This window comes from Capnocytophaga sp. oral taxon 326 str. F0382 (assembly GCF_000318295.1).
In the GTDB taxonomy this organism is placed as follows: Bacteria; Bacteroidota; Bacteroidia; order Flavobacteriales; family Flavobacteriaceae; genus Capnocytophaga; species Capnocytophaga periodontitidis.
Genome location: NZ_KB291394.1, coordinates 43583 through 63288 on the forward strand (window position 1 = coordinate 43583; position 19706 = coordinate 63288).

21 protein-coding genes are annotated in these 19706 nt (G+C 37.4%); 12 read left to right on the top strand and 9 right to left on the bottom strand.

Annotation, left to right across the window (positions count from 1 at the left end; all coding sequences use genetic code 11):
* From HMPREF9073_RS05135 to HMPREF9073_RS05150, 4 genes are all read left to right on the top strand, one after another.
* Positions 1-926, top strand: a 926-nt coding sequence (locus HMPREF9073_RS05135) for a hypothetical protein (RefSeq protein WP_009412940.1), incomplete at its 5' end; no start/stop codon positions are given.
* Positions 927-1122: 196 nt separating this feature from the next.
* Entirely contained in the window at positions 1123-1728 is a 606-nt protein-coding gene (locus HMPREF9073_RS05140) for a hypothetical protein (protein ID WP_009412941.1), read from the top strand.
* Positions 1729-1793: 65 nt separating this feature from the next.
* The gene (gene deoC / locus HMPREF9073_RS05145; RefSeq protein WP_009412942.1) at positions 1794-2456 is read left to right on the top strand and encodes a deoxyribose-phosphate aldolase; all 663 of its coding nucleotides are present in this window, start codon (positions 1794-1796) and stop codon (positions 2454-2456) included.
* Complete coding sequence (locus HMPREF9073_RS05150) at positions 2456-3220, top strand: exodeoxyribonuclease III (protein WP_009412943.1); 765 nt, start codon at positions 2456-2458, stop codon at positions 3218-3220. The genes deoC and HMPREF9073_RS05150 overlap by 1 nt, the downstream gene beginning before the upstream one ends.
* Positions 3221-3303: 83 nt before the next feature.
* Here the strand turns inward: HMPREF9073_RS05150 and HMPREF9073_RS05155 are convergent, their stop codons facing one another.
* From HMPREF9073_RS05155 to HMPREF9073_RS05190, 8 genes are all read right to left on the bottom strand, one after another.
* A complete protein-coding gene (locus HMPREF9073_RS05155) occupies positions 3304-4314 on the bottom strand; it encodes a 3-oxoacyl-ACP synthase III family protein (RefSeq protein WP_009412944.1) in 1011 nt (336 codons plus the stop codon).
* 10 nt (positions 4315-4324) lie between these two features.
* Positions 4325-5287, bottom strand: coding sequence for a type I phosphomannose isomerase catalytic subunit (locus HMPREF9073_RS05160; RefSeq protein ID WP_009412945.1), 963 nt, complete (start codon positions 5285-5287; stop codon positions 4325-4327).
* A 76-nt stretch (positions 5288-5363) separates the two neighbouring features.
* Positions 5364-5726, bottom strand: coding sequence for a hypothetical protein (locus HMPREF9073_RS05165; RefSeq protein ID WP_232212885.1), 363 nt, complete (start codon positions 5724-5726; stop codon positions 5364-5366).
* 104 nt (positions 5727-5830) lie between these two features.
* Positions 5831-6457 carry a hypothetical protein gene (locus HMPREF9073_RS05170; RefSeq protein ID WP_009412947.1) on the bottom strand — a complete coding sequence of 209 codons (627 nt, stop codon included), beginning with the start codon at positions 6455-6457 and terminating at the stop codon, positions 5831-5833.
* Positions 6458-6529: 72 nt separating this feature from the next.
* Positions 6530-6724 carry a hypothetical protein gene (locus tag HMPREF9073_RS05175; protein ID WP_009412948.1) on the bottom strand — a complete coding sequence of 65 codons (195 nt, stop codon included), beginning with the start codon at positions 6722-6724 and terminating at the stop codon, positions 6530-6532.
* Positions 6725-6727: 3 nt separating this feature from the next.
* Positions 6728-7207 carry a hypothetical protein gene (locus HMPREF9073_RS05180; RefSeq protein ID WP_009412949.1) on the bottom strand — a complete coding sequence of 160 codons (480 nt, stop codon included), beginning with the start codon at positions 7205-7207 and terminating at the stop codon, positions 6728-6730.
* Between the two features lie 149 nt (positions 7208-7356).
* Positions 7357-8181: an alpha/beta hydrolase gene (locus HMPREF9073_RS05185; protein WP_034555447.1), complete on the bottom strand. Its 825-nt coding sequence runs from the start codon at positions 8179-8181 to the stop codon at positions 7357-7359.
* A gap of 21 nt (positions 8182-8202) precedes the next feature.
* The gene (locus HMPREF9073_RS05190; RefSeq protein WP_009412951.1) at positions 8203-8922 is read right to left on the bottom strand and encodes a nitroreductase family protein; all 720 of its coding nucleotides are present in this window, start codon (positions 8920-8922) and stop codon (positions 8203-8205) included.
* Between the two features lie 157 nt (positions 8923-9079).
* Here HMPREF9073_RS05190 and rsmH point away from each other — a divergent pair, with 157 nt between their 5' ends.
* The 8 genes from rsmH (at position 9080) to HMPREF9073_RS05230 (ending at position 18654) form a co-directional block, all read left to right on the top strand.
* A complete protein-coding gene (gene rsmH, locus HMPREF9073_RS05195) occupies positions 9080-9994 on the top strand; it encodes a 16S rRNA (cytosine(1402)-N(4))-methyltransferase RsmH (protein WP_009412952.1) in 915 nt (304 codons plus the stop codon).
* A gap of 22 nt (positions 9995-10016) precedes the next feature.
* Positions 10017-10343 carry an FtsL-like putative cell division protein gene (locus HMPREF9073_RS05200; RefSeq protein ID WP_009412953.1) on the top strand — a complete coding sequence of 109 codons (327 nt, stop codon included), beginning with the start codon at positions 10017-10019 and terminating at the stop codon, positions 10341-10343.
* Positions 10344-10366: 23 nt separating this feature from the next.
* On the top strand, positions 10367-12385 hold the full coding sequence (locus HMPREF9073_RS05205; protein WP_009412954.1) for a penicillin-binding protein: 2019 nt from the start codon (positions 10367-10369) through the stop codon (positions 12383-12385).
* 140 nt (positions 12386-12525) lie between these two features.
* Positions 12526-13260 carry a hypothetical protein gene (locus HMPREF9073_RS05210; protein WP_009412955.1) on the top strand — a complete coding sequence of 245 codons (735 nt, stop codon included), beginning with the start codon at positions 12526-12528 and terminating at the stop codon, positions 13258-13260.
* Positions 13261-13279: 19 nt separating this feature from the next.
* Positions 13280-14743, top strand: a complete 1464-nt coding sequence (locus HMPREF9073_RS05215; protein WP_009412956.1) for a UDP-N-acetylmuramoyl-L-alanyl-D-glutamate--2,6-diaminopimelate ligase — start codon at positions 13280-13282, stop codon at positions 14741-14743.
* Between the two features lie 236 nt (positions 14744-14979).
* Positions 14980-16698 (top strand): FtsK/SpoIIIE domain-containing protein, encoded by a 1719-nt coding sequence (locus HMPREF9073_RS05220; protein WP_009412957.1) that lies wholly within the window; start codon positions 14980-14982, stop codon positions 16696-16698.
* A gap of 98 nt (positions 16699-16796) precedes the next feature.
* Positions 16797-17867, top strand: a complete 1071-nt coding sequence (locus HMPREF9073_RS05225) for a hypothetical protein (protein WP_009412958.1) — start codon at positions 16797-16799, stop codon at positions 17865-17867.
* 127 nt (positions 17868-17994) lie between these two features.
* On the top strand, positions 17995-18654 hold the full coding sequence (locus HMPREF9073_RS05230) for a hypothetical protein (RefSeq protein WP_009412959.1): 660 nt from the start codon (positions 17995-17997) through the stop codon (positions 18652-18654).
* On the opposite strand, the gene HMPREF9073_RS05235 is transcribed toward HMPREF9073_RS05230, so the two are convergent.
* Positions 18651-19448 carry a YafY family protein gene (locus HMPREF9073_RS05235; RefSeq protein WP_009412960.1) on the bottom strand — a complete coding sequence of 266 codons (798 nt, stop codon included), beginning with the start codon at positions 19446-19448 and terminating at the stop codon, positions 18651-18653. The genes HMPREF9073_RS05230 and HMPREF9073_RS05235 overlap by 4 nt on opposite strands.
* Positions 19449-19706: the final 258 nt, after the last annotated feature.

Genomic DNA, 19706 nt, shown 5'->3' on the forward strand with positions numbered 1-19706 from the left:
CACTATTATTAGCTGGTTGTAACCTCTTTCAAGGAAAACAGCAGGCAGGGGAAAGTGTTGCGGTAGAAGAAAAGCAGGAAGAAGTGTTTGTGCCAGTGCAGAAGGAGTTGTATGTGATTGATAAGGAAGAACGGGAAGATTATTATCTTTTCGGCGAGAAAATAAAAATAAGTGCAGAAGGAAATGAGTTTTACAAAACTGACAGAGGAGATTATATAAAAAAGAAAGATGTAGGTGATTGGAATACTCTGAAAACTAAAATCACAAGGGATGATCTTACAAAAAACGTAGATATTAACGGAAATTCTAACGATAGTATCTCTAAATACCTGAGTATAGATCAAATTTCTTATGAAGAATATCAAGAAGCTCTTAGAAATAAGATAGATTTCCTCATAGAAGACACCCTTGTAATTGTAAAAAAGAATGGCAAACTTACCTTCCCTTGTGAGCATAAAACAGTTTATCTAAAAGACCAGTCTGATAGCGTTGAAGATCCTTTTTCTACAACCTATGCTTATGTAGGGAATGTTCCTATTCTCAATCAATATTTAGTTTTTGAAGATTCTGAAGATTTTTATGCTTATATCTTTATAGATAAAACTACTGGTAAGCAAACTGATTTTGAGCGTTTTCCCTTTCTCTCTCCCGATAAGAAGTATATCATTACAATAGGGAGAGCTTATGAAGATTTAGTGGGAACGATTTCTTTGTATCGCATAAAAAGCATAAAACCATTTGTGATTGAAACTTTAGTAAATGAAGACACAAAATGGTGGGCAGCCTATGATTTTGATAAAGAACCCATCTTTTTTAGTAAAAATGGTTTCTTATACGCCCCAATGAATGTTATCCCAAACTTTTTTGACGAGCATAATAATCCTAACAAACAGCGAATGTATATCAAGATAGGAATTAGAAATTAGAAATTAGTAAATAGCATTATAACTAATCTATGAAATACTTTATCTCTTTTATTTTAACACTATTATTGCTGGTTGTAACCTCTTTCAAGGGCAACAGCAGGCAGGGGAAAGTGTTGCTCCTACTGAAGAACCTCAAATACAAACAGAAAATTCTGCTAAAGAGGATAAACCTACAGAAAAGGAGCTTTTAGAAACAATGGGAGACACTTCTGATACTAAGGCTTTGGGGAAATATTTTACTATAGCAAAGATTTCAAAGCAGGAATACCTACAAGCATTGAAACATCGCTATTATTTTCTCACTAACGACAATTTAAGAATTGAAAAACAAGATGGTGTGATTGAGCTTCCTTGTAAAAATAAAACTGTTACATTTGAAGATACAGAAGCATCAGAGGAGTTTGGAGATGCTGAAAGATATGATTATTTAGGTGAAATACCTGATTTAAATCAATATGTAGTGAGATATACGGTTTATAGAGCTCAAGAAATTCTTTTTATTGATAAACAAACAGGTAATCAGACTAAAATGGAAGGCGAACCGCTCTTATCACCTGATAGAAACTATGTAATAGGGACATATAGTGATGTTTTGGGAACATTTTTAATGTTTTATAAAGTAAAACAAGCGAAATCATTCACTTTAAAAGAACTTATTACTGTTAGCCCTCAATATTGGACAATTGATTACAGTGAAAAAGAAGCAATATTCTTTAGCAAAAACAACTATCTGTATATATCTATAACATTTAAAGAAAATTACAATCAACGAGAATATATTAAAATAGGTATTAGGAGTTAGAAGTTAGAAATTAGTATCATACTTATCTCTTACCTCTTACTTCTTACCTCTTAACTAAAAAAACTATGGAATTAAACAAACTCATTGACCACACGCTTCTGAAAGCTACAGCTACCATTAGCGAGATTGAAACTCTTTGTAAAGAGGCTGTGGAGTACGATTTTTATTCGGTATGTGTGAATAGTGGCTATGTAGCAACCGCTAAAAAATTCTTAACAGGTACTGATATCAAGGTATGTAGCGTAGTAGGCTTCCCCTTAGGAGCAATGTCGGCTAAAGCCAAATATTTTGAAACGGGTGAAGCCCTTGCCGATGGTGCTGATGAAATTGATATGGTGCTGAACGTAGGTTGGCTCAAATCAGGGAAAACCAATCAAGTATTGGACGAAATTATCGCTCTTAAACGCTGTGTGGGTGAAAACCGCGTGCTGAAAGTTATCCTCGAAACTTGTTACCTTACTGATGAAGAAAAACGCTTGGCTTGCCGTTTAGCCCTTGATGCTAAAGCCGATTTTGTGAAAACTTCTACAGGCTTTGGTACGGGGGGCGCAACACTCGCCGATGTAAAACTGATGAAAGAATGTGTGCAACATAAGGCTAAAGTAAAAGCCTCTGGAGGTATACGCGACTATGAAACTGCTATGCAATATGTAAACCTTGGCGTAGAACGCATAGGTACTTCTAACGGAATTGCTATCTTAAAAGGAGAGAAAGGAACCGGCTACTAATGAAGATTATCAGTTACAATGTAAATGGCATAAGGGCAGCCCTTACTAAAGGCTTTGCCGATTGGCTAAAAAGTGCTAATCCCGATGTATTATGTCTGCAAGAGATAAAAGCCATTGAAAACCAAATACCTACAGAAGTATTTACCGAATTAGGGTATACTTACCAATATTATCACAGTGCCGAAAAGAAAGGTTATAGCGGTGTGGCTATTCTCTCTAAAATCGAACCTAAACACGTGGAAGTAGGCACAGGAATTGACTATATGGACAAGGAAGGACGGGTACTTCGTGCTGATTTTGAGACACTCTCAGTAATGAGTCTCTATTTGCCCTCAGGTACGAACCCCGATCGTTTGGATTTCAAACTCACTTTTATGGCTGACTTCCAAAAGTATATTGATAAGCTCAAACAAACAGTGCCTAACCTCGTTATCTGTGGTGATTACAACATTTGTCACGAGGCAATCGATATACACGACCCCGTGCGCAATGCTACTGTATCAGGCTTCTTGCCCGTAGAGCGTGAGTGGTTAGATACCTTTATGAAGAGTGGTTTTATTGACAGTTTCCGTTACTTCCACAAAGAGCCACATCAGTACTCGTGGTGGAGCTATCGCGCCAATGCTCGCAACAACAACAAAGGTTGGCGGATTGACTATCACTTAGTATCTGCCCCTTTAGAAAACCGAATGGAACGTGCGCTTATCCTTCCTGAGGCAAAACACAGCGACCACTGTCCTATTGTATTAGAGATTAGAAGTTAGAAATTAGAAGTTAGGAGATAGAAAAAAGCTGTTGAACAAGTTGTAATGTTCAACAGCTTTTTTTATTGCTTGCCACGTTGTGGCTACCAACGAATAATAGCACTTGCCCAAGTGAAACCACTACCAAAAGCAGCAAGTACTACGAGGTCGCCGTCCTTGATTTTGCCTTGTTGAACTGCTTCAGTAAGAGCAATAGGCACAGAAGCGGCGGTAGTGTTACCATATTTCATTATATTGTTGAACACCTGCTCATCAGTGAGTTTGAATTGGTGTTGTACAAATTGTGAGATACGCAAATTAGCTTGGTGAGGAATCAGCATATTGATATCTTCGCGAGAAAGTCCGTTAGCTTTTAGTCCTTCTTCAATCACTTCGGCAAAGCGCACTACAGCATTTTTAAATACAAACTGACCGTTCATATTAGGGTAATAACTCACATCATCAGGGTCGTTTTCAGCCAATATTTGAGGCACCCATTTGGTACCTACCCCAGGGGCTATCATTGCCAATTGCTCGGCGTGCTCACCTTGACTGTGCAAGTGAGTAGAGAGAATAGCGCGTTTGGGGTTATCGGAGCGAGAAACGATAGCAGCCCCAGCACCATCGCCAAAGAGCACTGCCATATTGCGACCGCGTGTGCTCATATCTAAGGCAGGTGATTGGGTTTCAGCACCTATCACAAGAATATTTTTGTACATCCCCGTTTTGATATACTGGTCGGCTACAGAGAGCGCGTAAAGAAAGCCCGAACATTGGTTGCGAATATCGAGAGCCCCTACGTTAGGCAAGCCCAATTCTTTTTGTACTAATACCCCGCAACCTGGGAAATAAAAGTCGGGACTGAGGGTTGCAAACACAATAAAGTCTATTTCTTCTTTATTGATTTTAGCAGCTTCAATAGCTTTTAAGCTCGCTTTTACCCCCATTGAGGTAGTGGTATCACTGCCTTTTAGGGCGTGACGACGCTCTTTGATACCAGTGCGCTCTTGAATCCATTCATCACTGGTATCCATTAGTTTGGATAAGTCGTCGTTAGTAACTACATTGTCAGGGACGTAAAATCCTAATCCCTTAATTCTTGAACGATATAACATATTTTTAGTTTTAGATAAATACTTCTAATAAATCCATTCCTTTGGTTTTTACCTCTAATTTGTGGCAAGAAGCAGGGAAAAGCACTGTTTCACCTTGCTTGATAGGTAATTCGGTAGTGCCATCACCTATTATACCTTCGCCTTTTACGCACATATAGATATGGAAAGAATCATCGGTAGAGAGTTGTTTTTCATATCCGGCTGTAAGAGGCAGTAAATTGGTGATAAAATAAGGGCAATTCACCACTTTGTTCACCTCATTAGCATTTTGAGAGTACTGCACTTTAAAGTCGTCTTTCTTCTCATAGTCGATTGCATCGAGAGCGAGTTCAGTGTGGAGTTCGCGCAAGTTGCCATTTTTATCGCGACGGTTGAAGTCGTACACGCGGTAGGTGATATCACTGGTTTGTTGTATTTCGGCAATGATAATTCCCTTACCTATGGCGTGCACTTTACCTGTATTGATAAAGAAAGTATCGCCATCTTTCACTTTTTCGTAGTTGAGAATATCAGTAAGCGTACCATTGTCTAAATGCTGTTGATACTCCTCTTTGGTTACTGTTTTGTTGAAGCCTACAATCAATTCAGCACCTGCATCAGCGTGAAGTACATACCACATTTCGGTTTTACCAAAAGAATTGTGGCGTTCTTTTGCCAATTTATCATTAGGATGCACTTGTATAGAAAGGTCTTCACGTGCATCTATAAATTTAATAAGGATAGGAAAATCGCGACCAAAACGCTGGTGTACGTGTTTGCCGAGCAATTCATTAGGGTATAAATCAATGAGTTCTTGGAGACTTTTACCTTCAAGAGCTCCATTGGCTACTACAGAGATATCGCCTGGTACTCCTGATACTTCCCAGCTTTCGCCTGTAATATCACTTTCAATAGGTTTGTTGAATAATGTTTTTAGTTTAGTGCCTCCCCAAAGACGTTCTTTGAGGATTGGTTTAAATTTTATTGGATACATTTTTATTAAGGTTGTTAATTAAACAGGGCAAAGATAATAAATAATTACGAATGACGAATAATGAATGACGATTTTTTCAATTAAATAGTCCTTTCTTATACTGTTGATTTCGATAATACAGCATAAAAATATAAGCTGGTACCGCTATAACAGCCGATAAACCGACAGCCAGAGTAGGCAGCATTATAAGTCCGTATATCAAAAATGTAATAACATCTATGGTGAGAAAATAGTTTTTAAAATTGAAAGAAGTTTTCTTTTTTAAAACAATAGGGAGAAGTATATAAAAAAGGAATAGAGCAATAATTAAGAATTTGTTGATGGTATTTAGCACCCAATCACCGTGTCTATACGATTCAAAGAGCAACATCATAGGTACAGCAAAAGTTCCTACAAGAGCTTGTAATCCTTCTAATGAAAAGGAATGTAGCTCAGGCATTCCCAGTTTTGTTATATGATTGAATACATTGTAGAAACAAACTAATATTATATAGCAAATTACTACAATATAGCCATTGCGCTTTATATTTTTAGTGAATAGGTTCATATTTTCTTTACTTCATTTTCAAAATCAATATTTCTACTTGGATACCAACCTACTATCATATCCATTACATCTTCCAATGTATCTATATATGATTCTTCTGTTTTATCATTCTGCAATTCGATGTCGGATTTAAGGAATATCTGATATATTTCCTCTTTAGAAAAGCCTTTTGTATACAATTGCAAGGCATATTCTCTTAATTTTTCTACAGAATTAGCTTCATATAATAAATCTTCTATATTTCTTTTTTGAATATCTTGAAAAAAGAGATAATTCAGCCAAAAATCGCTGTCAAAAATAATCTTTCCTGCCAATAAAAGTGCTGCTTTTTCTTTCCACTGCACCACAGAAGGCAAAAGAGCTTTCTTGCTAAATAAATTGTCTATACGCTCCTGATACTTCTCCATATCATTTGAGATATACACCTCACCCACGAAGTAATACAGACAATGCAGGAAGAACTCTTGTTCAGGGCACACCTTGTCATTAGCTAATTGGAAAACCAAATCATCATTTTTTCCATTCACCACATAAAGATCCCAATCGGGGGCAGGCCATTTTTCATTATGGGCTAACCAAAAAAGTACATCTTCATTATCGGGTTCATAAATGTTTTTAATCATAATTCAGCAAAATCTAAAAATTTAGATAGTTCAGCTAATTGTAAAAGGGCTTCTTTGAGTTTCTCATTCACCTTAAATGAGGAAATATCTTACCACCTCTCCTTGATGATTAAGTGCTTGTATCTTCAACACATCCGAAAACTGAAGCGCGTAGTTTTCAGGAAATTTCACATCCTCATTATCCCCTATCACAAAACGATAAGCAAAAGTAAAATACTTCTGCCACAACTTATTATCCTCTTTAAAGATAATTCTAAAATAAGCCATAATCTATTTGTACAAATAAATATTCACAACACTCAATTTCTGAAAAGCATTTTCAAACTTATACTTATCACAGAAAAAAGCTCTTTCTTGTAAAAAAGATTTTGCCTGCACAGCAGAGGAAAAAAGAGAATATTCATTAAGTTGTTTTTTATATTCTACACAAAAAGAATTGTTTATTCTTAGTATCTCATTGTATATGATTGAAAAGCCTATATAAAAATCATCAATTGGCTCATATAAATAGCCACAATCTACACCTATTTGTTTAAAATTGGGGTATTCACAACTGTCTTCACTGAAGTATAATAAATGAAGATTATTTTTCATAAAACTTTTCTTTTCTTTTAAAAGACACTCAAGATATTTTGCTTCCACAAAATAATCATCAACTATAGGATATTGAAAAGATTTTTGCCCCCATAGAGAAATATTTCTATCAAAACCTAAGTAATTAGTGTTATCTGTTAAGATGATTCCTTTCATTGCCACTTATATTTTACCTTTACACTATATCTCCATTTCTTACAATATTGGTAATTTTATATATTTTCATTTGATAAATTAATTATTAATGTTTAGTCATTAGTAAATTGGGGCACATCGGCAAATTGACAAATCGACTAATCGATTCATTATCTCAAGTTTTTCAGCATAAATTGTGTCATCATCTCTGCTGTTTGCGCTTCTTTGGCAGTAAACAAATGGTCTCCTCTTTCAATAAGACTTACCTTACAATGCTTGTAGAAAAAAGGCAAATTCTCGCTATAGGTATAGGATGTCATCCGATCACCTGTGCCGTGAATCACCAGCACCTTGCCTTTGTAGGTACTCGCTTTCTGAATAAGTTTACAGCGTTGTGCTGAGAGGATATAGTCTTTCCCCACAGTTACTTTCCCTCCAAAAAAGGAAAGCTCCTCAGGCACATTCAATGGGTCGAAAGTGGCATCGAACAGTACCCCTTGTGATAGTATGTCGTGAATTGTAGAAGCAGGTGCTAACAAGCCTAATGCTTTAACGTTTTTCTTCCCTAATTCTGCACTCAAAAGCATAGCGATAGCCCCTCCTTGCGAGTGTCCTATCAAGCCTATCTTACCTACGAAAGGCAGTTTTTTAGTAAATGCCATTATGCGCCGTGCATCTTCTAACTCATTATCTAACGACATTTTCTTAAAATCCCCTTCGCTTTCGCCGTGTGCATTGAAGTCAAAGCGTACTGAGGCAATACCGTGTGCCGCTAAGCTATCTGCCAAAGTAGCATATAGCTTTTTGTCTTTATTGCTGGTCAGTCCGTGAAAGATAATCACAGTAGGGATTTTCTGAGATTTTTTCACAGTATCAGGGGTAGTTACCACTCCGTGAAGTGTTCCCACAGCTCCTTGAATAGTTACAGGTTCTGTTTTAGCATTTGCCCAGTGAAAGGCAAGTAAAAAACTAAGAATTAAAGTGCTAATTTTCATATTTACTAATTTTCCCATTTGCTAATTATTTCTATACACTTCCTCAAACGGCAATCTAAATCTTTCTCCCCAGATGCCGCGTTCTTCACGAATTCCACAAGTAATCACCATACTCACTTCAGCCCTGCAAGGCAAATGCAATAACTTCTTAATACGTCTGCTGTCGTAACCCTCTAACGGACAAGTATCGTACCCTTCCTCTGCCATTGCCAGCATAAAAGTTTGCGCTACAAGTCCACAGCTTTTGTGTACACTCACGCGAATATCGCCTTCGGAAAGTTGTTGCATCATAGGGCGAAACCAACTGGTAACCACCCCAAACAATTTGCGGAAACCGCCTAACAAGCCAAAAAAACGACTGTACACAAAGGGCATCAGTTTGCCGTAATATGCCTCTTTATCTTTAATGCGTTTGGCTTTACGTTCAGGTGGACTGTTCCGCTCAACATTACCTCGTTCAAATTCTAAAATCATCTTAGCGTGCGCGCGGTGCTTGTCTTGACGGGTAACAAAAACCACCATCTGTTGTGCGGTGGTAGCCGTACGCTGGTCGAGACAGGCGTGAGCGAGCTTTTTAAGTAAATCTTTGTCAGTAATGTGGTACAGCTCATACAGTTGCATATTCGAACTAGTAGGTGCTAATGTAGCGAGCTGAAGGCATTCACGCACCTTTTCCTCACTGATGGGCGTAGGCTCATAATAGCGTACCGCCCTACGAAAGTTTAAAATATCTTTTAACATAGAATTAGTGTTTAGTAGTCAGCTAAATTTCCTGACATTTCTTATTGATTTTTATTTTGTAATGACAAAATTACAAAAAGAAACTGAAACGAACAAAATATTGCTAATTCGCTAATTATTTGTACCTTTGCCCTCTGGTTTAAGAACATTCTGTAATATGAACGATAATTCCTCTTATCACATTCCCGTTTTGTTGCAACAAAGTGTTGAAGGTTTGGCAATTAAGCCCAATGGCACTTATGTAGATGTTACTTTTGGCGGTGGTGGTCATTCGCGTGAAATCCTTAAACATTTAGGCAATGAGGGGCGGCTTTTTGCTTTCGACCAAGATGCTGATGCAGCTGCCAATGCTATAGCCGATGACCGTTTCACTCTCATTCAGCAGAATTTCAAATATTTGCGACAATACTTGCGTTTCTATGGTGTCACACAAGTAGACGGGGTTTTAGGTGATTTTGGGGTTTCTTCTCATCAATTTGATGTCGCCGAACGCGGCTTTTCTACTCGTTTTGAAGGAACTTTGGATATGCGTATGAACCAAAATGCAGCGGTTTCGGCTAAAGAAATTGTAAATGAATATGATGAAGAAGATTTAAGCCGATTGTTTTTCAACTATGGTGAGCTGAAAAACGCTAAAGCTATTGCTCGAGCGATTATCAATTATAGAGCACAGAAGCCTATTCAATTAGGCAGTGAGTTACAAGAGGCTGTAAAGAGTTTTTTACCCAAGTTCAAGGAAAACAAAGTGTTGGCGCAAATCTATCAGGCAATACGCATAGAGGTGAATGGTGAAATGGAAGCTTTAGAATCGTTTTTGTTACAACTGCCCGATGTGGTGAAAACTGGGGGGCGCATCAGTCTCATCAGCTATCACTCGCTTGAAGACCGTGCCGTGAAACGCTTTATACGCGACGGACAATTAGAAGGCACTCCCGAAAAAGATTGGTTTGGCAATGTGTCAGTTCCGTTTAAAAAAGTAGGCGGACTTATCACTCCTACCGATAGTGAGATTGCAATGAATAACCGAGCTCGCAGTGCTAAACTTCGCATTGCTGAACGCATAAACTCTTAATTCTTAATTTTATAACTAAAAAATGGGAAGAGCTACCGACGAAATTAAAAATATACTACGCGGAAAGTTTTTTGTAGGCAAAGACGCTTTTAAAAGCTGGATGTTTGTAGGCTTTCTGTTTGTGCTGATTATCATAATGATTACCAGTTCACAGCGGGTAGATGCCAAAGTACACCAAATTGCTAAACTGAATGAAGAGGTGAATGAACTCAAAAGTCAGTTTGTAGATGTGCGTTCGCGCTTACAGAAGGTGCGATTAGAGTCGTCGCTGTTAGAACAATTAGAATCTAAAGGACTCAAGCAGCCTGAGAAACCACCACAAAAAATTAAAGTAATTGTAGAAGAATAACAAAACAATAAGGAGGTAAAGCATTGGAAAAAAGCGACAAAAAAATAACCGCACGCACTTACTTTGTAGCATTGGTAATCCTGCTGATGATTATAATAATAGCCGTAAAACTTATCAAAATACAAATAGAAGGTGATGAATATCGCGCCAAAGTAGACGAAACTACCTTGCGTGAGGCTGATATTATCCCCAGTCAAGGCAATTTGTATTCCGATGATGGGAGTTTATTGGCTACCTCGGTAACTCGTTACGATATTCGTTGGGACGGAATTGCCCCTTCTAAAGCTAATTTTAACAAATATGTAAAACCGCTAAGTGATTCCCTTTCAAAGATGTTTGGTCGTCCAAGTAACTACTATTTGAATCTACTTAAAAAAGAGCGCAATTTAAAGAACAGATATCTACTGATAGCTAGCAATTTAGGTTATAGTGAATACGCACGTATCAAAAAATTTCCACTGTTTGACAAAGGCCCCTACAAAGGGGGAATCATTATAGAGAAAAACATCAAACGCGAATATCCGTTAGGGGGGATTGCTCACCGCAGTATTGGCTATGCGCGTACCGATGAAACTGGTTACACTACCCGTGTAGGGCTTGAAGGTGCTTATGCCAATTACCTTTTGGGTACTAAAGGACGACGCTTAGAACAGAAAATCGCCAAAGGACAGTGGAAACTCGCCAGTGGGTTTGATATTATAGAACCTAAAGATGGTTATGATGTAGTCTCTACTATCAATATCAACATACAAGATATTGCACACCACGCTCTGCTCACCCAGCTTAAGAAATACAAAGCTCAGCACGGTTGCGTGATTGTAATGGAAGTGAGTACAGGAGAGATAAAAGCTATTTCCAATCTTGAATTAAACAAAAAAAACGACACCTATGCCGAGCGTTATAACTTTGCTATAGGTGAAGCTCACGAACCTGGGTCGGTATTCAAATTGATGACTGTTGTTGCTGCTATGGAAACCCGCAATATCGACACCACTTATGTAGTGGATATAAAAGACGGAAAACAACAGTACTACGATAAGACTTTTCAAGATTCACAACATCACTTCACAGGGCGCATTAGCTTAAACAAAGCCTTTTCGGTATCCTCAAACGTGGGGATGACCGAGTTAGTACACTCACTATTTGCGAAAACCCCTTCGGATTTTACCTCTCAATTGCTAAAAATGAATCTCAATCAGCAGTTAGGCTTACCCATCTTAGGTGAAGGAGCTCCTTTTATTCCTACACCACGCGACAAGCTATGGAGTGGGGTGACCCTCGAATCTATGGCCATAGGTTATGCCGTAAAAATTACCCCTTTGCAGAGCTTGGCTTTCTACAACGCTATTGCCAATGGGGGAGTGATGGTAAAACCCCGAATGATCAAGGAAGTAAAAGAATGGAACAAAGCAATAGAAAAGTTTAATGTAGAGATTATCAATGGAAAAATTTGCTCTAAACAAACTGCCGATAAAGTTAAGGGAATGCTCGCCGATGTAGTGAGACGTTCGTATGGATCAGGACACCGACTTTATTCCCCCGATTTTTCGATGGCAGGCAAAACAGGAACTGCTCGTAAAAACTACGCCAATGCGGATGCAAGCAAACTGAGTTATATATCCTCGTTTGCAGGATTTTTTCCGGTAGATAACCCAAAATACTCGTGTATAGTAGTCATTCACGAACCCGACCGCAGTGTGGGGATTTACGGTGCCGATGTATCGGGACCTGTATTCAAAAGTATAGCTCATAAAATCTATACTAATTCACTGTTGATGGACACCGTAGAAGATGTAGAAAATGTATCGGGAAAAACTACTAAAAACTATGAAGATTACTACGCTAAGGCTGCAAAATACAAAACTGTAATGCCCGATCTTACGGGTATGAATGTAATGGACGCCATTGCCCTACTCGAAAATATGGGCTTACGAGTAAAATTTTCGGGTGAAGGCAAAGTAAGTAGCCAATCGGTTGCCAAAGGTGCCAAAGTAGCGCGCAATACCATAGTAGTTTTACAGTGTGGAGAATTAACTAATTAGTCAATTAGCCAATTAGCAAATGATTGCGTCGCTACACTTTGATAATCAATTACTTTTAGAGTGTGTTATGTAAGGGCGTTTTGCAAACGCCCCTAAAGAAAAACTTTTTGAACAGCCTCTTGAACTCTTAAAATGATAATATGAAAATATTCTTTATCACAACATTCGTTTTCATCACCTCATTAGCTGTAGCACAACCTTGTTCTTACAAAGATTTAGAGCAAACAATAGCAAGTTTTTACACTAAAATAAAACCTTGCAATCTCTCTATTGCTAAAATGGACTTTACCCCTGTTCTTTTATATAAAGAAACTGATTTTTTGGGTGCGATTGGCATTCACAAAGAGCGATTGGTAGTTCAGTTTACAAGTATTAAAAAAGACAATACACAACCATCATTATACCAAGTAGAAGGCTGGATGCGTGTAGCCAAAAACACCCGTAAGTTTAGAGGGACTATTGTTATAAACACACTAAAAACACTTTTAAATACTGAAAAAAACAACTTTAAGGAAGAAGGAATTGCTGAAGGTAACTTTCTTTTTGATGAATATGAAAACCTCCCTGCAACAGGTATTTTTAAGGGAAAAGTATTACTTTGTTGGGCTATTTCTAACAAAGGAAATTTAGAGTATAACGATTTCTATGAAGGAGCTGACCCTTATTTCAACAATGCTTTTATTGGAACGTGGACAAGCAAACAAACACAGAAAACACAGCAAGTGAGTTGGGCACATCTTCGCGTACCTTGTTCAGGTGATTTAGATATAGGGGCAGGAGAGTTTATTCCCAATAAGAAATACTTAAAATACGGCTGGAACGAATTTATCAACGAAATGAAAGCCCAATACCCTGACTATGCTCCTTATAACTAACAAATTGATAAATTGACTAATGACTAATTTAAACACATTACTTAAAAACATCTCTATAAAGGCTTCTCTTTATGAAGAAGGCAAACCTATTACTTCCGTTTGTTTCGACTCTCGCAAGGTAGAAAAAGGAAGTATGTTTGTTGCTATTTCTGGCACTCAATCTAACGGACACGAATATATAGACCAAGCTATACACAGTGGCGCTACTGCTATTGTATGTGAGCAATTACCTCAACAGCCCTTGCCTGATGTAAGCTATATAGTAGTTCCTAATACCCATAGTGCCTTAGCTCTTATCGCGGCTAACTTCTATGGCAATCCTTCCGAAAAACTTACCTTAGTAGGTGTTACAGGCACTAACGGAAAGACTACTATTGCAACGCTTCTCTACCAATTGTTTAGAAAAGCAGGACAAAAAGCAGGCTTGCTCTCTACCGTAGCAGTATACGTAGACGACCAGCGTTTTGAAGCAACTCACACCACTCCTGACCCTCTTCAACTGAATTATTATCTGCATTTAATGGTACAACAAGGGGTGAAATACTGCTTTATGGAAGTCAGCTCTCACGGCATTGACCAGCATCGCACCGAAGGACTACAATTTGCAGGAGGTATTTTCACTAACCTCACCCGCGATCACCTCGATTATCACAAAACCTTCGCTGCCTATCGCGATGTGAAAAAGCGTTTCTTTGATGCGTTACCTGCTACCGCTTTTGCCTTAGTAAACAACGATGATAAAAATGGGGCTTTTATGCTACAAAACACCAAAGCCCAAAAGAAAACTTATGCTCTCAAAACCTATTCAGATTATAAAGCATATATCATTGAGAGCAGATTTGACGGCTTGCTGTTGCGCATCAATCAGCACGAGGTATGGACAAAACTCATAGGGGAGTTCAATGCCTACAACCTTTTGGCGGTATATGCAGCAGCTACACTTTTAGGTATTGACGAACTTGAGGCGCTTACACTCATCAGTGCTATAGAACCCGTGGCTGGGCGTTTCCAGTACGCTGTATCGGCTACGGGAGTGATTACCATCGTAGATTATGCTCATACCCCCGATGCCCTTGAAAACGTTCTAAAAACCATCAACGATATACGCACTCACAACGAGACACTCACTACTGTAGTGGGTTGTGGGGGCAATCGCGACAAAGGCAAACGCCCTATAATGGCTGATATCGCTACAACCCTCAGCGATAATGTCATCCTCACTTCCGACAATCCTCGCAACGAAGAACCTGAGACGATTCTTGCCGAAATGGAACAAGGGGTACAGCCACAACACTTCCACAAAGTACAAACCATTACCGACCGCCGTCAGGCAATACAATCCGTTTGTAAGAACGCCCAAAAAGGCGATATCATCCTCATCGCCGGTAAGGGACACGAAACTTACCAAGAAATTAAAGGCGTAAAACACCATTTTGACGACTTTGAAACCGTCCGCGAGTTTCTGGAATTGTACAAGAAGTAGGAGTTAGGAATTAGAAAATAGAAATTAGACTTTGCTAAGAGTTTTAGGACTCTTAGCAAAGTTTTTTTATACTAAAAAACTCTGGTGTGTATTGTTGTAAGTTAGGCAAGAAAAAAGTATAAAAAATATAGCATTGATAATCAGTAATATAAGAAAAATGTTAATAACTTTTTTGCGTTTTACTTATATCTGAGAGAAAAAACGATATATATAGATAATATTATTATTTTTTTCTTATGGAAAAACAAAAATCATTAATGCAGTTGCCAGTGGCACTGCTCGGTCAGTCAAAAATGACTATGCGCGCGCTTTTAGAACGCGAAATTGTTGAACAAGAGCGTTATATTAAGGAAACGCTCCAATTGCTTGAACTGCCTTTCAAAGGGACTTTTCACCCTACTATTGAACGAAAGCAGAACACTTTCTCGGTGAAAATGAAATCGTTGTTTCGGCAAAATGATTTTGAAAGAGTGCAAAAAGCCTTTCCGAAAGGTTATGTGTTATCTCCCAACAGTTTTATAGGTGAGCGCATAGAAAAACAATTTGTACACATCGCGATTCCTAACCAAAGTACTCGTTGGGTACATTTGAGCGAATTGTTCTGCGCTCAACAATTCAGAAATGCAGCTATGACCTTGCCTATTGCCTTAGGAATCGATAATCACAACCTACATCTCGTTGATTTAGCTACCGAAACACATTGGGCTATTAAAAACGATACCCCAGCCGACAACTACAAGGGGTTACAACTCGTATTGTTGTCGTTGTTGTTTTGGCAAACGCCTAAAAACGTTCAGTTGGTATGGATAGATAGTAACAATACCTCGGATAATGCTCTACAAGAAGTTATCGCACCTTATGCTTTTACTACCGCTACTGAACCTCAAAAGGTGTTGCAAGCACTAATTGCCGAAAACGAAAAACGCTTGAAATGTGAGAGCTGTGAGCCACGTATAATAGTGTTTATCAGTGATGCTTACGCTTTGTATCAGCAATATTCTGAACTGTGGGACACCTTAGAGGAGAGTTTTAAACAAGGCATCCACCTCATCGGTAGTTTTGCCGATTATGTGCAACAGCAAGCAACCGTAAAAAAGGTCGTCGATTTTCACAAGGTATTTGATACAATGCTTGAGTATAAGCACGATAACACTCTGTGGTATGAGCGGACTGAGATTTTAGCCCCTTCTTTTGAAGAAACTATCTTTGAAAAGATTGTAGCCTTTAAAAAAGGAGAGATTTCGCGCAAAACTATGATTGTAGCCGATTTGCATAGAGCACAAGCACTTGGCGAATACATAAACAAACTTTTAAAGCGAAGAAAACGCGACGGCAAACGCAAAGCTAATGAAAAGCTCAGCGTTAAAACGTTTAAGGACGCTTTAGTCAATAGCTTGCTATACACTCAATTGTGTAGTAGTGATGAGAAAGTAGCATTTTCATTATTTTTGATAAGGCGTTTTTTCAACAGTATGGAGCGTGATCTTTTTGAAGAAATGCTTCTCCGCATCAGCAATGAGGCTACCTATCTTATCAGCGATACCCCTAAGAAAATCAGTAATGTAGCATATATAGATGTTCTAAAGAAAAGCGGGCAGTTGCTCATCAATCAAGAAGCGGTGTACAGTGCTATGCCCAATGGCGAAATAGTCCCTTTTGTAATCGACCACAGTGAGTATTATCCACCCTCTTTTTCAATAGCTATTCATCCAAAGAGAATTATCTCTCCCATTTTTGATGCGTTGCCCAATAACAACTATCCGCAACTGAGTAAGATAGTAGTCGCCCTTAGAGAGCATACTTTAACCCTCACCGAACCTCTTGAAATAAAGGAAGTTACAGAGAATATCTTCCGCGACAAAAAGCTTGCTAAGGAGCTCAACCCTATAGTCCTCATTGCCGAAATAGAAAAGCTATTATCACAACAAGCATTTCAAATAATTAATAAGCAATAAAAAAATTATTCTAACGCCCTAAATTCTAACGTTTTATATTTGGCAACAAGGAAAATAATTAGTACTTTTGGGGCGTTAAACTAAAACATTACAAATTTATGAACGGAACCCAAGAATTTATTAAAACTCTTTTCAATGGAAACGAAGACGCTTTCATTGAACATTTTGTAAAATCTTGCCTTTTTATTGAAAAAAAAGAGGTGGAGAAAAGAGCAAAAGAAATGCTCTCTGACATTAGCAATAACGCTAAAATCAATATTAGGTTTGGAAAAACTTATCTTAATGAGTGTTTTGTGGCAGAACCTAAAAAGAATGCTTTAAAAAGCAAACCAGAACCAGTGATAAGAAAAATTGCTAAAGAAGAAGCTTTATTTTTTAAAGACGGTAAGGTAAAGGTTAGTTTTGATAGTACAGGTAATCAGGCAGTGGTTGTGGCTATTCAAAAAGCTACGGGATATACTATAAGCACTAACAATAGTGATTTTATAAACTATACGCTTTCTCACGTATGGTCTAACACTACCCATAATCCTTATTATTTTAGTTCGTTATGGAATATAGTAATTATTCCTACTTATCTAAACTACATAATGGACAAACCTGAGGTGCAAGATCCAATAAATGGTAAAATACAAAATCTTATCAAAGCTATTTGTATTGAGTTATATCAGCCTGAGACTTTAATGAATGGTAAAGTTAAAGTAGAGAAACCTAATGAAAAATTCCTTGAGTTAGCTAAAAAAGCTATTAATAACAAATGGATTCATTTCTTAGGAAAGAAAAAAGGAGATTCTGAAACAAGAACCATTTTCATAGATGAAGACTTTGAGAATGTTAATAAGCTTGGGAATAAGGAATTTGCTTTCCAATGTCTCAAACTTATGCAAGATTACGGATTATTGGAAGATAATCTCGCTATCTTAACTGATGCTCAGGAATGTAAGGAAAACTTAGGTCACTACTTCCCTATTTTACTTGAAAAGAATAGTAATAACTCTACTAAAGATAAAAATGGTAGAAATAGATATTATACAGAACCTTTTTTTCAATACAATGGTAAGGAATACTACGTAACCAATGATTGGTATGAAAAGAAAGAAGGCAAAGCAAGTAATAGAGATAATCGTCCAATTTTTATTGACTGGATTTATTCACTATTAAATGAATAATTCTTATTCTTAACAATCAAAAAAGAGTGCCAAAAATTGTTTTGGCACTCTTTTTTTACCATAGTATCACAAAATGATACACCCCCTATATTATCTTTGCCCTCAATAAGTTATAATATCACACAATATGAAAAACTTTCAAGATCTTTTGCAAATTAGTACTCCCCAAAAAATGAAGCTTCCTGTACCTTTAGGCATATCTATTGAAAAAGTGAAATTTGTAGATATCGCCAAGATAAGTCCTATACTTATTGAGGGAAATAACCCTGATGAAAGAGAACTATTAGTACAAGAAATACGCTGGACAATGCTTTACCATAAGCATTCTAAAAATGTACGAATGTTCTCTGTTGACGCACAAGATGAAAGAAAAACACTTAAAATGTTTACCATTTTACAAAAAGAAATAGCAAAACGATATAAAAAACAGCATAAAGAACTCTATAAAGTTCCTCATATCATTGTGTTTATAAAAAATATAGAGAACTTTGCCTTTACTTACTTTGAGACTTTAAAAAACATCTTCGAAATAAGTCAGAAAGTAGAAATTTACTTCGTATTATCAATTGGTAAAATAGAAAAGAAACACTATTTTAAGTTATTAGGACTGTGTAACTATCTTCTAATAGTCGCTGATAACTTAGTACAAAGAGCCAACTTACTCAAAATAACTTTACAAGAATGGCATAATTTATACCATCAAAAAATCAATCGCAATACTATAGAACTTCCTATAATAAAAGCAGATGAAGTGCAAAACTTTTTAAAACTGCAATCAACAAATTAACGCACTTCCAAATTTCTCTTCACTGCTTCCTGCCAATATTTTACAAAAGTATCTCGCAAGTGAGTAGGTTCTAATATAGTAAGCGACCAACTGCGTTTCATCAATTCCATAATAAAATCAAGAGTGGGTTTTACATAGAGTTCAAAGGTGATATGGGTTGCGGTTTCAGCTATAATTCTCTGTGAGTGGTGAATAGGCGAGGCTTTGAGATAGTTGCCATCTCGGTGATCAAACTGTAACACTACCTTTTCGGCTTTAGCATCGGTAAACATCCCAAAAGCATTGTAATATGTGCTGTAGAAATCTAATTGCTTATTAGGGCGGAAGGTAGCACCTATTTCTAACGAACGCACGCGCTCTAAGGCAAAAGCTTTAAAAGGCACACTATTATCTTGTTTATCTACTGCCAATACATACCATTTATAGTCTTTATGCTTTAGTTTGTAAGGCTGTAGTGTATAGGCTTTGGTTTGCTCATCGCGGTAGTCATAGTAAGTGATGTGCAGTTCTTTACGTGCTTCTATAGCCTCTATACAGTCGGCTATATGGTTTGTACCCGTATGCTGACGAGTTTCTGTAATCACGCATTCAGGTAGTTTGCCGTCTTGGTTTTGCACGATAAACAAGATGTAAGCTGCCAATAGATCGTCTACTATCAACTGATTTTCATCTTCGTATAGCGCATAAGTTTCATCCTCAAATCTCAAATCATAGTGCCATTCATCGCGTATTGTCTCTTTGTCGCGCTCAAACAATTGTCGGTTATACCCTTTTTCACCTAAATAACTATCCATTTCTTTGTAGATTTGTTGGTAGTTAGGGTAAATACCTCTTGACGAAAATAATTTTGTTTTCTATTTGCTTTTATCTCGTTATTCACTATCTTTGCACTTTGGCAATTCGGGACAATATAGTTCTATTTCTACATTCACAAAAACAAAAAACAACTTTTGTTCTAATTGTCATTTTTTTTATTCCATCATATTTAGCTTTGTTAAATTTATAATTGTTATTTAATGTCACTTCGATATAAAAGAATATTGATTTACAGC